General features: G+C 57.0%; 10 protein-coding genes. 3 read left to right on the top strand and 7 right to left on the bottom strand.

Features of this window, described 5'->3' with window-relative positions; genetic code table 11:
• Positions 1 to 40: 40 nt before the first annotated feature.
• The gene (locus GZH47_RS30355; protein WP_162644826.1) at positions 41 to 1,855 is read left to right on the top strand and encodes an ABC transporter substrate-binding protein; all 1,815 of its coding nucleotides are present in this window, start codon (positions 41 to 43) and stop codon (positions 1,853 to 1,855) included.
• Between the two features lie 159 nt (positions 1,856 to 2,014).
• Here the strand turns inward: GZH47_RS30355 and GZH47_RS30350 are convergent, their stop codons facing one another.
• Entirely contained in the window at positions 2,015 to 4,426 is a 2,412-nt protein-coding gene (locus tag GZH47_RS30350) for a glycoside hydrolase family 95 protein (protein WP_162644825.1), read from the bottom strand.
• Between the two features lie 86 nt (positions 4,427 to 4,512).
• The gene (locus GZH47_RS30345) at positions 4,513 to 7,323 is read right to left on the bottom strand and encodes an alpha-L-rhamnosidase-related protein (protein WP_225446604.1); all 2,811 of its coding nucleotides are present in this window, start codon (positions 7,321 to 7,323) and stop codon (positions 4,513 to 4,515) included.
• A gap of 166 nt (positions 7,324 to 7,489) precedes the next feature.
• Here GZH47_RS30345 and GZH47_RS30340 point away from each other — a divergent pair, with 166 nt between their 5' ends.
• Together GZH47_RS30340 and dnaA are read left to right on the top strand one after the other, a co-directional pair.
• A complete protein-coding gene (locus GZH47_RS30340; protein ID WP_162644823.1) occupies positions 7,490 to 8,344 on the top strand; it encodes an AraC family transcriptional regulator in 855 nt (284 codons plus the stop codon).
• A 181-nt stretch (positions 8,345 to 8,525) separates the two neighbouring features.
• On the top strand, positions 8,526 to 9,869 hold the full coding sequence (dnaA, locus tag GZH47_RS30335) for a chromosomal replication initiator protein DnaA (protein WP_162644822.1): 1,344 nt from the start codon (positions 8,526 to 8,528) through the stop codon (positions 9,867 to 9,869).
• A gap of 82 nt (positions 9,870 to 9,951) precedes the next feature.
• On the opposite strand, the gene GZH47_RS30330 is transcribed toward dnaA, so the two are convergent.
• From GZH47_RS30330 to GZH47_RS30310, 5 genes are all read right to left on the bottom strand, one after another.
• Positions 9,952 to 11,508, bottom strand: a complete 1,557-nt coding sequence (locus GZH47_RS30330) for an ABC-F family ATP-binding cassette domain-containing protein (RefSeq protein WP_162644821.1) — start codon at positions 11,506 to 11,508, stop codon at positions 9,952 to 9,954.
• Between the two features lie 164 nt (positions 11,509 to 11,672).
• On the bottom strand, positions 11,673 to 12,476 hold the full coding sequence (locus GZH47_RS30325; RefSeq protein WP_162644820.1) for a DUF2935 domain-containing protein: 804 nt from the start codon (positions 12,474 to 12,476) through the stop codon (positions 11,673 to 11,675).
• Between the two features lie 100 nt (positions 12,477 to 12,576).
• A complete protein-coding gene (locus GZH47_RS30320) occupies positions 12,577 to 13,713 on the bottom strand; it encodes a Ger(x)C family spore germination protein (RefSeq protein ID WP_162644819.1) in 1,137 nt (378 codons plus the stop codon).
• Positions 13,710 to 14,828: a GerAB/ArcD/ProY family transporter gene (locus GZH47_RS30315; RefSeq protein WP_162644818.1), complete on the bottom strand. Its 1,119-nt coding sequence runs from the start codon at positions 14,826 to 14,828 to the stop codon at positions 13,710 to 13,712. The genes GZH47_RS30320 and GZH47_RS30315 overlap by 4 nt, the downstream gene beginning before the upstream one ends.
• Complete coding sequence (locus GZH47_RS30310; RefSeq protein ID WP_162644817.1) at positions 14,825 to 16,378, bottom strand: spore germination protein; 1,554 nt, start codon at positions 16,376 to 16,378, stop codon at positions 14,825 to 14,827. The genes GZH47_RS30315 and GZH47_RS30310 overlap by 4 nt, the downstream gene beginning before the upstream one ends.
• Positions 16,379 to 16,427 lie beyond the last annotated feature (49 nt).

Genomic DNA, 16,427 nt, shown 5'->3' with positions numbered 1-16,427 from the left:
TCATGACACGATATGAGGCGGCGCGCCGGGAGTGAGAGCAGTGAAAATACGTCGTCATTATTTGGCGCTTCGCACGCTGTATCCGGATGCCCAGGAACGCGATCCGATCGAAGCGACCACGCAGGAACTCGCGGAAGCGCTGGATTGCACGCATCGGAACATGGTGCTGCTCCTACAGCGCATGCAGCGGGAAGCATGGCTTAGCTGGGAGCCGAAGCGCGGCCGCGGCAATCGTTCTATCCTTCGCTTCTTGGCCGGCAAAGAAGAATTGCTGCTCGCGGAAGCGCAAGAAATCGCGGAGAAACAAGATTTGCAGCGCGCCATCACTTATCTTCGGGAAACGGAAGATGCCGGCGGCGTGCTTCGTGCCCGGTTTCAGTCATGGCTGTCCGGACGATTCGGCTTCCATTCCGAAGTTCGCGGAGAACAGCGGCTGGACGTGCTGCGTTTCCCCTTATCGCAGCATATTCGTTCCTTGGATCCTGCCAATATGCACTATGCCGGCGAATCCCATCTCGTTAATCAGCTGTTCGACGGCTTGGTGCGGATGACCCCGGGCGGAGACGATGTCCTGCCCCAGCTTGCTCATGCATGGGAAGTCGACGCGTCGAGGCGGACATGGACGTTCTTCCTGCGCAAAGGCGTTCGCTTCCATGATGGCCGCGCGTTCACGGCAGCCGACGTAATATTCACGTTCGAGCGGCTTCGATCGCTTGCGCCGAGGGGCCTGTTCCATTGGGTGTATAGCGATATTGCGGCCATTGAGATGCTGGACGAACGCACCGTTTCGTTCCGCTTGCTTGCGCCGAACGAATTGTTCCTCTCGTTTCTGACGACGAACCGGGCTGCGATCGTCCCCGCCATGAACGAGCAGGAAAGCGCCGGCTTCGGCAGCCATCCCGTGGGCACGGGACCTTTTCGGCTTGCGGGTAACGAACATGGCATCTATACGCTGGAGGCGAACGAAGGTTATTTTCAAGGCAGAGGGTTCCTGGATGTCGTGGAGGTGTGGACGGAACCGGACGAGAGCAGCACGAGCTTCGGGGCGGGAGGAGAACAGCCGGCGTTTCAAGTGATGCACAACGTGCGATTGACGGGCCCCGCCTCGGAGCAGCTGCAGCAGGTGCGGCAGTCCGGCACGACCTGCAAGTTTATTACCGTGAACGAGCTGCGGAACGGCCCCTTGCGTAATCCGGCGATCCGGACAGCGCTTCATGCGGCGTTGAATCGGGCGAAAATGATCGAACGCTTATCCGGCGACGTAATCGAGGCGACGAACAGCTTCTGGCCTGAGTATCAGGCTGCGTCTGCTGACGACCTAGCCTATGACGCCGCTACTGAGGCGCCGGAGCGTCTGGCAGCTTCCGGCTACGATGGCGAGCGCATCGTGCTGGCGACGATTCCGCAATACCGATCCGATGCCATGCTCGTGCGCGACGAGTGTCTGCAGGCAGGCATTCAGCTGGATATCGAACTGATTCCGGCGGAAATGTTCAAAGGCGAATCGCGGCTCTCGGCCGACCTCCTGCTGTTCGCGGTCATGCTGGACGAGCATCGCGAGCTGAGGCTCATCGAACTGTTCAAGAGCATGCTGCATCATTTGCGACCGGACATGCAGCTCGAATTGGAGCGGAGGATCGCCGGCCTCATGTCCTTGCAGAACGCGGAGCAGCGCACTCGGACGCTGATGGAAATCGAATCGGAGCTGCGCGCCTCGCACCGCCTCCTATTCCTGTACCGCAAGCATTTGAAAACCGCCTTTCACAAGTCCGTGCGCGGAATTTCGCTGGAATCGCTGGGCTGGGTCAGGTTCCGCGACTTGTGGTTCAAACCGGCGGAGTCGGCGAAGGGATAAACCTCCGGACTAGCAGCTTTGTAGCAGTTCAGTTCGTTTGCACGCTTCGCGCAGTCGTGCGTACCCGCTGTAACCGCTCATTCCAACAGCGCTATCGACAACAAAGGCGCCCTTAATCGGGGCGCCTTTGTCATCAATCTATGAGAGCCAATAGAGACACTATGGCCGCGAAATCAAGTACCTGCGGCCGGCCTCCGTCCGAAATTGGACGCGGCCCTCGTCCTGACCGCCAACCGGCAAGGGCTCGACCAAGTCCGCGGAAGCAGCATCATCCGCAATAAGCGACACGACGATAGGGCCATCGGCCGCAATCGCGCAGTCCGCTCCGCTTACCGACAACACTTCCGCCTCCGCCAATCGGCCCGCGGACCAGCGCAAGCTCACTTCGAAGCCGCCGCGGGCACGCAAGCCGGATACTTGACCGTCCGGCCAGGCATCGGGCAGCGCCGGCAGCAGGCGAAGCTCGCCTTGATGCGATTGCAGCAGCATCTCGGCAATGCCGGCGGTCGCCGCGAAGTTGCCGTCGATTTGGAACGGCGGATGCGCGTCGAACAGGTTGGGGTACACGCCGCCGGAATGGTAGTTATCCGGTTCGTCCTCGCGAACGAGACTAAGCAGGTTTCCGATCAAGCCCAAAGCACGGTTACCGTCTCCGAAACGCGCCCAGAGCGAGATTTTCCAACCCAGACTCCAGCCGGTTCCGCCGTCTCCGCGCCGCTCCAACGACTGCTTGGCCGCTTCGAACAAAGCCGGCGCCGATTCCGCCGATAGCTGCCTGCCCGGGAAGACGCCGAACAGATGAGACACATGGCGATGATGAACGTCTTCATCCTCGAAGTCCCCGCTGGCCCACTCCTGGAGCTGGCCGTACTTGCCGACCGCAAGCGGAAGCAGCCGTTCGCGCGCGCCCGCGATTTCCAATGCGAAAGCCTCGTCTTCGCCAAGCACGGACGCTGCTTCCAGGCAGTTCGTGAACAAATCCCAGATCAGCTCCAGATCCATCGCCGAAGCGCTCGTCACCCCGGCAAGCCCTTCCTCCGTGCGGAATTTATGCTCCGGCGACGTCGACGGCATCGTCACCAGCCTGCCTTCGCCGTTATCGACCAGCCAATCCAGACAGAATAGCGCCGCTTCCTTCATGACGGGATAAGCGCGGCCGCGCAGAAACGCCTCATCCCTGCCGAACGCGTAATGCTCCCAGAGATGCTGGCAAAGCCATACGCCGCCCATCGGCCAGTTCACCCAGATCGGGTCGCCTTGGCCATAATCGCCGACAGGATCAGACTGCGACCACAAATCGGTATTATGATGCGCCGTCCAGCCGCGCGTCCCGTAATTAACGGAAGCCGTTCGCTTGCCTCTCACGGCCAATTGCTCGATAAATCCAAGCAGCGGCGCATGACATTCCGCCAAATTGCAGTTCTCGGCAGGCCAATAGTTCATCTGCGTATTGATATTGATCGTATAATTGCTGCTCCACGGCGGACGCGTCTCTTGATTCCAAATGCCCTGCAAATTCGATGGCTGCGTGCCGGGACGCGAGCTGGCGATCATGAGATAGCGGCCATAATGGAACAGCAATTCGACCACCCCGGGATCCTGCGCGCCGAAAACCGTGATCCGATCATCCGTTGCCATGTCTGCCGGTGCGGCCGAAGCGCCGAGCTTCAGGCTCACGCGATCGAATAAGGCGCTGTAGTCGTCGACATGCCGGCTCAGCAGCGTATCGAAAGGCAGCGCGGCGGCCGCTTCCACGGACCCGGCCGCGATCGGACCCGGTTCCTTGCCTTCGCTTCGCGGCAGCCGGTCATAACCGTTGAAGCTCGTCGCCGCGCTCCAATAAAGCACCGCTTCCGTGGCGCCGATCACATGAAGCCCGTCGCCATCCACCCAAGAGAAGCCTGCCCCGCCGGTCAAAGCGACCTTCAGGCAGCCCTCGAACGAAATCGCTTCCGACGTATACGGATCTCCGTAAACCAGCGGCTCGTCAACTGCGTAATAGCTCGGCGACGCATGTTCGGGAGCGACGCCATGAATCACGTATCGGTTCTCTTCCGTACGCGTCCGGTAACGAAGCGGACTATCCAATCGGGCATGGAAGCTTAACTTCCCGGCTTCGCTCGCCTGCATGCGAAGCGCGACGACGCCGTCCGGATGAGAAGCGAACAATTCCCGCCGGTAGGTGACGGAGCCGATGGCATAAGTCACGGTCGTCACGGCGTTATCCAAATCAAGCGTACGCGAGTAGCCGGAATATACGTTGCCGTGTTCGAACGTCAACCGTATATGGCCAAGCGGCATATAGGCTTGCGTATACGGGCCCATCATTTCTTTGCACAGCTTGTCCGCTTCGGCGAAGCGCTTCTCTTCGATCAGCTTGCGAACTTCCGGAAGCACTTCTCTAGCGCGGGGATTGCTGCCGTCGCGAGGATGTCCCGACCACAGCGAATCTTCATTCAATTGAATCTGTTCACACTCCACGCCCCCGTAAACCATGGCGCCAAGCCGGCCGTTCCCGACCGGCAGCGCCTCCGTCCAGACGCGCGCGGGCCTTCCATACCGAAGCTCCACCAGACGTTCCTCCTCCATGAATTGCATGTTTGCCTAAAGCAAATGTATCCGCTCGGAAGAGGAGCGTCAAGGCTTTTAACCCGCATTTAACCCGCGATAACGGCATGATACGATTCAGGTACGCGAACGTAATCGAATACGCGCCGCCCGTCCGCATCCGTATGCCATTTGACTTCGACGAGTCCTCCGGCAAGCGGAACGGCCCCTTCGGCTTCCGTGACCTCTGCGGTCAGCACTCGGATGACGACTTCGCTCGATCCTTCTTCCGGAAGCTGGATGCCCAGCACATGGCGGGAGAGGAAATACGTCGGGCACGAAGACCAGGCGTGGCACAAGCTGTTCGACAGATCGAAGTACTCCGGCGTCTGCTTCAAGCCCTGCTGCAGGAACCAGCCCCAGCCTTGGCGCATCATGCGTTCCGCGGTTTCCGCGAGTCCGAGCTCGTACAACCCTTCGAAAATATAAAAGGAGAAGCTCGGCGACACGTATACGCCGTCCTCCGGACCATAGCCGTTCACGAACAAGGAGCGAAGCGATCGGGCGACATGACTCGTGACGCGCGCAAGCTGCGTTTCCGTCACGATGCCCGCCCGTGCCGCGAACAAGCTGGCATGCGCGGAGTGCGTGGACCGCTCCAGGTTATCGCCGTAGCAGCCTTTCTCTTCATCCCAGAACTTCGCGCGGATCGCCGGCGCAACGATCGCGATTCGCCGTTCCAGCTCAGCGCGATCCTCGTCTTTGCCGATTGCAGCCGCAAGCTTGGCGGCGCTCTGCAGGGCGATGAGATACGTGCAGCTGAATACGCAGTGAATGCCGGTAATCGCCATGTAGCCTTTCGTGATGGCGAGATCGCCATGGAAACCGCCGTAATGCGCTTTAATGCCGCGTTTCACGTCCCATTCCGCATCCAGCAGCATATCTTCCCGTTCGTCCGCCAGCTCATGGAACCAAGACATGTTGCTCATCATCGCATCCCAATACGTCTCGATAAGCCCGCTGTCCCCCGTCTGCGCGTAGTACGCATAGAAGCCCTCCAGCGCGTTCAACGCGAAATCCGAGATCGTATAATCGCCGGTGTTCGGGTACACCGCCCGGAATTTACGCGTCTCGTCCGGCGATTGCCCCATCAGCTCCAGACTGCGGCGCATCAAGGCATGATCGCCGAAGACGGCCAAATTGTTGTGATATTGAATGATCGTGTCGCGAATATATTGACCGCGTTCGCGCGTCACGCAGTCCGTATACGCATCCTCCATATTGACCGCTTCCGTCCGCACGCCCATCGCCCAAATTTGCTCCAGCAGCGGATCGGAACAACGGAAGCTCCCTTTCTCCTCGACCGGATAGCTTGCCGAACGGAGATCCAATTCCCGAACCGATACGTCCCGCTGCGGATTCCGGACGGTTAGCTGCACGTAACGGAACCCTCTCGGCTGCGTCAATCGCCAATCGAGTGCTTCCCGCTCCTCGTCGCCGTAAGCACGATCGCCGAGCCCGTACCAATGATAATGACGGAGATGCTTGCCATCCTCGTTCAAATGCTCGCCGTAAGTCAGATCGACAGCGGCGCCTCCCGCGCCTTCCAGCACGATCCGCGGCGACACGAGCCGCGTCATGCCGAGATCGAGCAGCAGCGAGAACCCCGCCGGATAGCGTTCCAGCGGGAACGAGACGTTCGTCAGGTCCGCCGCGTCCAGCTTCTCGACCGGTTCGCCGTAGGTATCCCAGCCGCTCGACATCGTCGGGCTTTGCCCTTGCTCTTCCCGGCCGACCTCGACCCAGCCGCCGACGGCCGCCAGCTCCTCTTCCGAACCGTAAGGCGCTTGAATACCGCTCAGCTCCTGCTCGAATACCGCCTCCGACACGACCGGAGATCTTCTGAACAAGGCCCCAGCCGCCGGGGTCCGGTCAGCCGAGACGATGAAGCCGGCGTTCTTCGGCAAAGCGACATAATGATGGTGCATATCCTGCAGCGCGCCCGTCTCGGCGAAATAATGATTCCATCCTTTGCGGAAATGCACGCGATGATTGAGCCGCATGCTCTTGTTCGGCGAATACAAGCCGGACGCGATCTGCTCGCCGTTCAGCCATGTTTTCTGATAAAACAAACCTACCGTCGCCCAAGCATCTTCCGGCGAATAGATCCACGTTGCAACCGCCATAAACGTACTCGACTGGTTCGGTTCGTGGATTTCGTTCACATGCGGCATCGGGACGCTGAACGAATAGATGTCTTCGTCCGGCGCAAGCGGCAGCACGTGCAGCACTTTCTCGATTGAAACCCGCTCCCCCGACATGAACGGAATCGCGCGGGGCTCCGGCTTGCCCCATGCGGCTTGGTTCGCCAACAGCGTCCCTGCCGGCCAACTCGCATCGTCGAATTCCGCACTCGCCCAGCCCGGCGCATCCAAGCGCTGGTCATAGCAGTCGCCCGCCTTCAGGAACAGGCTGGACTTCGCTGCATAGCGGTACGCCTTCGCCGCTTCGGCCTTCCATTCCGCACGGCCCGTCGTCACATCGACCGTCGCGCCGCCGGCCGTCCGAATCCCGCCCCATGCTTGGAATCCGCCTTGCGACTTCATCGTGATGAACGTTTTATGCCCGACATAGTTGACTTGCACGGCGATCGCGTTGCGGCCGGGGACAAGCCATTCCCTGAGATCATGCGTGTCGTAAACAGGATGCGCGGGATCGAACCGCACGCCGCCGTTCTGAACGAACCTTCCGTTCACGAACAGCTGATAGGTCGTGTCGGCAAATAGATGCAGCAGCGCTTCTTCCGGCTTGTCCGCCAGCTCGAACGTCAGTCTGAATCTTGCGTACGCATTGCGTTCCTGCCCGCTTTCGTCATACCAAATGGCCTTCGCCCCTTGCTTGTCCACGCTTTCCGTTCCCATGTTCACGATTTCGGCACGCTCCCTTGTTCGCCTCGTTATTCCTTCGGCTTTACTTCTGTTTGTAGTCCATTATACTGAATGTAACCGTTATCGAACGGGGCTGTTCCGGACAAAAGACCGGGCAATTCCGGACATCAACACCACTGAGAGGAGAAGCTCGATGCGAATGACGAAACGCATGCTGGAAGGCAAAATGCTCTATACGGACAAGCTGCCGATCTATGTCAGCCGCTCCGAGGAAGGCTTCTACATCGAGCAGCACACGCATGATTTCGTGGAAATCATTTATGTGGAGGAAGGCACCGGCTTCCACTATATCGAGGATGAACTGGTGCGCGTCCGCCGCGGGGACGTGTTCTATCTGCCCGTCGGCACGTCGCATATTTTCCGGCCGTCCGGCCAGCCGCCGGCGCCGAAGCTCGTCGTCTACAATTGCGCCGTCGACGCGGCCTATTTGGAGCAGCTGCGGACGCTCCACGGATTGGCGGCGCCGGTCTCGCAGTCCGAAGATTCAGCGGCGGCCGCGAAGCCATGGTTCGCCTTCGAGGATCAAGCCGAAGAAATCGGCGCGATCTTCCGCAGCATGCTGCAAGAGTACAAAGGCCAGCTGCCCGGCTGCAAAACGGCGCTCACCGCCTGGGTGCTGCTGCTTCATGTCAAATTATTCGAGCGCAGAGCCGTCCCGCCATCCGATTCTGCCGGCGCCCAAATGATAAGCGCGATAGCCTGGGTGGACCAGCATTGCACGGACAGCGGCGTAACGCTGGAGCAAGCCGCGGCTGCGGCGGGGATCGGCGAAAGGCATTTTCGCCGGCTGTTCAAGCGGACCACGGGGCGGACTTTCCTCGAATACGTGCAGCAGCAGCGGGTCAGCCGCAGCTGCGCGCTGCTGGAGACGACCGACAAGAGCGTCGCGGAAATCGCCGAGCTGGCCGGTTACAAGGATCAGAAGAGCTTCAATCGCGTGTTCAAGCAGCACTGCGGCTGCGCGCCGTCGGCCTACCGGCGCGTCCGGCGCTGAGCCTCTGCCCGTTCGCTCGCTGTATCGCTATCTCGCATATCGCGCTTTCGCTCTTACGCCCTATCGCTCTTCCACGCTCGCCCATGATCTCATAGACCCATGCCCATTTCTTTACATATCCTTATCTTCCATTTATGATCAAGATAAAGCAGAAGCGTTTATTCGAAGGAGATGAATGAGAGTGGAGATTCATATCCAAGAATTATGGCAGCAGGTCTTAGATCGCATGAGGACCAAGATAAGTAAACCAAGCTACGACACTTGGTTAAACGCTTCTAGAGCCGTTCTATTTGACGAATCGAGATTAATCGTGAGCGCCCCGACGAAGTTCGCTCAGGAATGGTTAGAGAACCGGTACGTGAATTTGATCCAATCTACCGTGCACGAATGTTTCGATCGTCATGTCGAGGTCACGATTACCATCGAGCAAGAAACGGCCAAGCAGGCAGCGGATACGGAAGCGAGAATTCCCCTTCCCGCCGAGTCGGATCAAGCGCCCGTGATGACGCTTAACCGCAAGTATACGTTCGAGACGTTCGTCGTTGGCGCAGGCAACCGTTTCGCGCACGCGGCTGCTCTCGCGGTTGCGGAATCGCCCGGCAAAGCCTACAACCCCCTCTTCTTGTATGGCGGCGTCGGACTCGGGAAGACGCATTTAATGCATGCGATCGGACACTATGTATTGGCGCATAAACCGAATGCCACGGTACTCTATTTGACATCGGAGAAATTCACGAACGAATTCATAAACGCCATTATGAATAACCGCGGACAAGCCTTCAGGGACAAATACCGGAACATCGACGTCCTGCTGATCGATGATATCCAGTTCATCGCAGGCAAGGAGCAAACGCAAGAAGAGTTCTTCCACACGTTCAATTCGCTCCAAGAGGAAGGCAAAGCGATCATTATTTCCAGCGACAGGAAGCCCAAAGAAATACCGACGCTCGAAGAGCGGCTGCGATCGCGCTTTGAATGGGGGCTGATTACCGATATCCAGCCACCGGAGCTCGAGACGCGAATCGCCATTCTTTGCAAGAAAGCGAAGGCCGAGCAGCTGGACATCCCGGACGAAGTCATGGCCTATATCGCCAACAATATCCATACCAATGTCCGCGAATTGGAAGGCGCGCTCATTCGCGTCATCGCCTATTCCTCGCTGATCAATCAAGATTACAGCGTTCAGTTGGCCGCGGAAGCGTTGATCCATATCATCCCCTCCGAATCCTCCCGCATGGTCTCCATCCAGAAGATTCAACAGGAGGTAGCGGAATATTACGGGTTGCGGACGGAAGAACTGAAGGAGCGCAAGCGAACCAAGCCGGTCGTTTTTCCAAGGCAGGTTGCCATGTATTTAGCGAGAGAACTTACCGACAGCTCCCTTCCGAAGATCGGCGAGGCTTTCGGCGGACGGGATCATACGACCATTATTCATGCGCATAATAAAATCGCGAAAACCGTTCTGCAAGATCCGGACTTCATTCAAATCGTGACGTTATTGACCGAGCGAATAAAAAATCAGTAAAACCCAAAAAAGCTGCCAAGCAGGACGGTTCGACACCGTTTCTGCCTGGCAGCTTTTCTATTCTTCGCGCCTAAATGCGCAATTAGAATACTTTCGTCGTCCACGATTCGCAGTTCCATGTTTCGGTCACGACATCGCGGTAAAATTCAGGTTCATGGGAGATCAGCAGGATGCTGCCCTTGTAGGCTTGCAGCGCGCGCTTCAGCTCTTCCTTCGCATCGACGTCCAAGTGGTTGGTCGGCTCGTCGAATACGAGCAGGTTCGTCTCGCGGTTGATCAGTTTGCACAGGCGAACCTTTGCCTTCTCGCCGCCGCTTAACACGGCGATCTTGCTCTCGATATGCTTCGTCGTCAGGCCGCATCTGGCCAGCGCCGCGCGTACTTCGAACTGGTTCATCGAAGGGAATTCATTCCAGACTTCATCGATGCAAGTGTTGTAGTTGGCGTCTTTGATTTCCTGCTCGAAATATCCGACCAGCTGATGCTCGCCGCGTTGAACCGTCCCGGAGATCGGCGTGATCTCGCCGAGGATGCTGCGGAGCAGGGTCGTCTTCCCGATGCCGTTCGCGCCGACGAGGGCGATCTTCTGCCCGCGCTCCATGCGCAAATCGAGCGGTCTGGACAGCGGCTCGTCGTAGCCGATCACAAGCTGGTTCGTTTCGAAAATCAGCTTGCCCGACGTCCGGCCTTCCTTGAAGCTGAACTGCGGTTTCGGCTTCTCCTTCGCCAGCTCGATGACGTCCATCTTGTCGAGCTTCTTCTGGCGGGACATCGCCATGTTCCGCGTTGCTACGCTCGCTTTGTTGCGGGCTACGAAGTCCTTCAAGTCCGCGATCTCCTGCTGCTGGCGCTTGAACGCCGACTCCAGCTGCTGTTTCTTCATCTCGTAGACTTGCTGGAAATGATCGTAGTCGCCGACATAGCGGTTCAGCTCTTGATTTTCCATATGGTAGATCATGTTGATGACGCTGTTCAGGAATGGAATATCATGGGAGATGAGGATGAACGCATTCTCGTATTCCTGCAGGTAGCGCTTCAACCACGTGATATGCTGCTCGTCCAGATAGTTGGTCGGCTCGTCGAGGAGCAGAATGTCCGGTTTCTCCAGCAGCAGCTTCGCCAGCAATACTTTCGTCCGCTGGCCGCCGCTCAAGTCCGTTACGTCCTTGTCGAGGCCGATATCCGTCAGGCCGAGGCCGCGCGCGGTCTCTTCGACCTTCGCATCGATCATGTAGAAATCCTGGTTCGTCAGCGTATCTTGAATCGTGCCGACGTCTTCCAGCATCTGCTCCAGCTCTTCCGGCGTCACTTCGCCCATGCGGCCGTACATGTCGTTCATTTCCTGTTCCATGTCGAGCAAATATTGAAACGCGCCCTTCAGCACGTCGCGAATCGTAAGTCCGCGCTGCAATACCGCATGCTGGTCCAAATACCCGACCCGCATCCGCTTCGACCATTCCACTTTGCCGTCGTCCGGCTGAAGCTTGCCCGTAATGATGTTCATGAAGGTGGACTTGCCTTCGCCGTTCGCGCCGATCAGTCCGATATGTTCGCCTTTCAGCAGCCGGAACGATACGTCGTTGAAGATCGCCCGGTCGCCGAATCCATGGCTGAGCCGTTCTACGTTTAATATACTCATGTATGACACCTTTTCTGTTAGACTTTTTCCTCGTTATATTATAGCGTTACGCCTTTGACAACTCAATGAGAAATCGTCAATTTCCGCAGTTCCGCCTTTCAATCAAAAAGGACGGCCCGTCAAGGACCGTCCGTGCCATCGGATGCGGTTTTTGAAATCAACCATCAATCGCCGACTCTAGGCCGGATCGGATCGCAGTTCGGGCTCGGCACCAGTCCGAGCGCGGCAAGCTTGCCCAGATAATAGCATTCTTCACGCAGCATATGATCGGGAATGAGCGGTGACAGGCTATCGAGCACTTCATTCGTCAACTCCCACGATTCCAATTCGGCTAGGAAGCTTCGGAATAAGTTCATCTCTACATTCACGTCCTTATGAAACCGCCGGAAAGCCGGAAAATCCTGCAGCTGCGTACGCATATACCCGGCCAGCTCGATGCTCTTCAAGTACAGATCATCGAAATGCGTTGTAAACGTCCGGCCGCGTTCCTGAAGCCGTTTCTCGACAGGATCAAGATCGCCCGTGATCGTTGCGGCGTGAAAGGCAGCGTCGGTCAGCCATAACAGATCGTGATGCAGCGCGCCGAAGCAGGGCACCGGGTTCCCCTCTTCGAGCTCGCCGAGGATGCGCCGGTATTCCTCCAGTTCGTTGACCATATGGTTGATGAACGACGGCGATAGTCCGAACGTAAAGCCCCCGAGCAGCATCCGTTCCAGCAAATGCAGCTTGAAATTCCGCAGTTCCTCCGTAAGCGGGCATGCCTCTTCCGTAATGCCGGCGGCATCGGCATCGGACTGCGCGTTTCTGGCACGGGCCAGCAATTCGTCGAAAGCCCGAATGAACCGCCTGGCAATATCGATGTCCTTCGCTTCCGAGGGGGCCAGCGCGTTCAAGATAAACCGGCAGTGATCCCCCAAGATCTGCAGCCAAAACCGATGCTCGAATAATGCGTCGTCCTTCCCGTCCACGCAGCATCGCCGCCTTTCCCGTTCGTTATCGCCCGTCTAGCCTATGCTGGGCGGAAGGCGTAAATAACGGTTGGCGACCGATTATGAGGTGACGCCTCGGTTACCGAACCTCGCCCATGTCGACGATCCTAGTATGCACGTGCAGTTTGACTTCCGCTTTCGAGAACGCATTGCCCCAATCGTTCTGAACCTTCTTCCATGCCTGGTACTGATACGCGCGCGCATAGAGTCCGAGACCGATCGGGTCTACTTTATTCTTCTGGAGCTTGGCGACCAAGGCATCCATCTCGGTCAAGAGCTGCTTGTCGATTTGATTTTGCAACTCCTTAATATTCTTCATGTCGAAAGCGAATAAGCGTTCCGTCAATCGGATCGGGAGGCCGATATCGAGATCGAAATGCATTTTGCCATCCTTGAACGCGGTTTTCACCTTGCGGTCGACATCGAGCACATAGAAACTAATCCCGTCCAATTTGAAGACTGATTTATTCCCCTTCGCCTCTTCCGGCAGAAAGACGGTGAGGGACAGGTCCGCTTTCTTGTCGTCCTGCACGATCTGAAGCAGTTCCGTTTCTAGCAAATTGATCGAGGTCACGTAAAGTCCTTCGTGATCTAGCAGCGCCGACCGGTCTACAACGACTTCCCGTTTGGTCTTGCGCAGCTGCGCCATATCCGGCGTTCTCCCGCGCTCGAACATCTGCCGATGGAATTCCCACAGCGACGTTTCCTCGATTAAATTCCGTTTGTGCGCCGTGTCCATCAGCTTCGCGATATGCAGCGACATCCTCCGTTTGTTCGGCGGCGCGAAATACATGACGTCGGCGACCGAGCCGTCGACGACGACGAGGCGGGCATTGATGCGGGTTTTGGAATCGCGGTAGAACAAATCAAGCAGGCGTGTCCATCCGGGCTGCTCGATGACTTTCTTGCCGATCAGTATATTCTGCAGCTTCCCTGTCGCAAACAGCGCCGACACGCGGCTTTCAAACCCGCCTCTGGCATCCCGAAGCGTGAGCGAATTGACCTGCGTCACCTCATTCTTGTCTTTCGCTTCCTTGCTGAAGACCGGGCTTGATGAATAGACGACGAGATTGTTGTCCTTATCCAAATCGACGCCAAGCATCAACACGAGCGTGATATCCTCCAGATTGATGCGGTCCCTGCAGCCGGGAAGCAAGAACAACGCGGACAGCGCGAACAGCAGCATGACGGCCCGCTTCATCATTGCCGGCTTCATGCCTGCCACCTCTTGAACTTCAACATGACGGACAGCACGCACCATAGACAGGCCGGGAACGCAAAGGCAATTGCAATGCCCAAGCTGCTGAACCATTTCAGCGCCTCCGCGTTCTCGTTCCAGCCCGGATTCAATATCATCGTTGTCAAGCACATGCCGACGAGGAAGGCGACGATGTACCATTGCAGTTTGCCGATGGAGAAGAGCTGCTTCGTGCAGTACACCGACATATACAGCGCAGGAATCCATGTTTTGGAGATGATCAGCAAATACCACGTCAGCATGATGATATCGAACCGTTCCATGAACCGGAATTCAATGATCTTGACCATGGAAATCACGGCGTCGTTATACTGGGTAATCTGATCCGGACTGTAGACGACGAAACAGACGATCGTAATAAATAAATAGATGAGCAGCGTGTAGGTGTTCGCAATAACTACGCCTAGAGACGCGTACTTCTTCTTGTCCAAGTTCGGGTAGATAAAGAACACGATTTCGAAGCCCTGGAATGATAGGATCGTCGTGGGGACCGTTCGAAAGACGGGCATCCAGCCCTCCTTGAGCACCGGAAGAAGATGCAGCCAATTCGCTTCCCTCAGCAGAATAGCCAGGATGATTAACATCCATAGCGAGCTGAAGACGACGATTTCGGAATAACGGCCGATGACGCGCACCCCTCCTTTGATGATCAAGTAGGCAGGCGGCATGAACAGCACCATAAGCATGTAGGTTTGGGTTTGCTGCATGATCCAGCTTTCGATCAGCAGCACCATCCGATCAAGAATCAGGTATGCGTAGAGCGTCCCGTACAAGCCGAAGACCACCATGGCCAGCCGGCCGATCCATTTGCCGAAGTAATGCGAGATGAGCTCGATTATCGTACCTTTCGGGTACTTCTTCATGATTTGAACGACGATCAAGCTGGCCAGCATCGAGCTCGCCCAGCCGAAGATCAGCGCGATCCAGCCGTCCGTGCCGCTGATTCTCGCCATATCCGAAGGCAGCGACAACGCCGCGACGCCAAGCTGCATGCTGTGTATGATCAACACGAATTGCGTTATCGTGATCCGGTTTTGCTTGCTGTCGGGTAGTAGACTAGCTGCGATGCTCATTTTCCTTCTCCTCCTTGACCTCCCGTGCCCATCCTGCGCTTCTGGAGCGAACGCACGCTTCGCGGACGCTTGATCATCAAACGCAGCGGCAGCCGCACGAACATGTCCTTCCAGTCGCTGACCCGCATAGGGGCCATCGGCGAGCTGAATGATTCGCCCAATGAACGCATGCTGATGATTCTCGCCAAGATGAACATGAAGCAAACGATCAGTCCGATGACGCCTAAGAGCGAAGCCATGACCATGACCGGAAATCGAACGAGCCGAATGGAAGCCGCCATATCGTAATTGGGAATAATGAACGACGCGACGGCCGTCGTCGCGACGACCACGACCATCAGATTGCTGACGATGCCCGCTTGGACGGCCGCTTGGCCGATGACGATGCCCCCGACGATGCCGACGGTTTGCGCGACGGGAGCCGGAAGCCGAACCCCCGCTTCCCGGAGCATTTCCAGCGTGATCTCCATGATCAACGCCTCGATGAAAGGGGGAAACGGCACCGAAGCGCGGAATTGTCCGATCGATAGAATCAAATCGAGCGGAATGATTTCGTAATTGAACGAAATGGACGCGATATAGAGCCCTGGCAGGAATAGAGCGATAAAACACGCGAAGAACCGGAGGATGCGAAGAAAACTCGCGACTGGCCAACGCGAGCTGTAATCGTCGATGCCATGGAAGAACGATATGAAATTGGCGGGCGCGATCAGCACGCTGGAGGAACGGTCGACGACAATGACGATCCTCCCTTGCAGAAGCTGGGATGAAGCCGTATCCGGTCTTTCCGTCGTAATGAACTGCGGGATCATGACCATCGTCTGGTCCTCGACCAATTCAGCCAGCTCGCCCGTATTGAGGATGCAGTCTACGTCCAGCGCAAGCAGCCGTTCCTCCATCGTAGAGATAAATTCGGGCTCGGTCAGATCTTCTAAGTAAAGGAGCGAAACGCGGCAAGGCGCCCTAGCGCCGATCAAATATTCTTTGATCTTGAGTTCTCGGGTCGGCAGATAGCGCCGGATCAGCGCGATATTGGCTTCGCCGGTCTCCACGAAAGCTTGGTGGGCGCCCTTCAGCGAAGCTTCGATCTGCGAATCGGTAATCGCCCGCTGCGGCCATCCCTGGGTGTCCATCTCGTAGCCGCGTTCCATGCCATCAAGAAGAAGGACGCTCCGTCCGTTCAAGACGGCCCTTTCCAGCTGCATCCACGTGCTGCATATCATCAGCTTGCCAACCGTTACCGGAAGATAGCTTGTAGGGCTTCCTTCCGGTTCAAGCAGCAGCAGTTCCCGCAGGATGTTGTTGTTGATCGAATTCTTGTCCGATAAACCGGAGAAATAAATGAGTGCCGCTTCCCTGCCTGTCTTCTGGTACCGAAACGTGCGCACGACGATATCCGGCGCATGGCTGAACACTTGCTTTAGCATCGCCAAGTTGCGTTTGAGGTCGGCCGCTAGCGGGCCATGATCATCCATTGTCGTGTTGTTTGCCGATTGACCAGATTTCATTCCAGCGCTGAACAACTTGTATAATTGATGGAAAATGGTCATTATTGCCTCTCCTTCCATAACTCCGTTCTTTCATTTTGCCATTTGGCAC

This window comes from Paenibacillus rhizovicinus (genome assembly GCF_010365285.1).
Classification (GTDB): Bacteria; Bacillota; Bacilli; order Paenibacillales; family Paenibacillaceae; genus Paenibacillus_Z; species Paenibacillus_Z rhizovicinus.
This window is presented reverse-complemented; position numbering and strand designations above follow the sequence as displayed.

Coding starts and splice junctions, on each gene's coding strand:
- GZH47_RS30315 (WP_162644818.1), bottom strand. CDS start 14,828: ATGAGCATCGCAGCTAGTCTACTACCCGACAGCAAGCAAAACCGGATC.
- GZH47_RS30330 (WP_162644821.1), bottom strand. CDS start 11,508: ATGAGTATATTAAACGTAGAACGGCTCAGCCATGGATTCGGCGACCGG.
- GZH47_RS30320 (WP_162644819.1), bottom strand. CDS start 13,713: ATGAAGCCGGCAATGATGAAGCGGGCCGTCATGCTGCTGTTCGCGCTG.
- GZH47_RS30345 (WP_225446604.1), bottom strand. CDS start 7,323: ATGGGAACGGAAAGCGTGGACAAGCAAGGGGCGAAGGCCATTTGGTAT.
- GZH47_RS30340 (WP_162644823.1), top strand. CDS start 7,490: ATGACGAAACGCATGCTGGAAGGCAAAATGCTCTATACGGACAAGCTG.
- GZH47_RS30310 (WP_162644817.1), bottom strand. CDS start 16,378: ATGACCATTTTCCATCAATTATACAAGTTGTTCAGCGCTGGAATGAAA.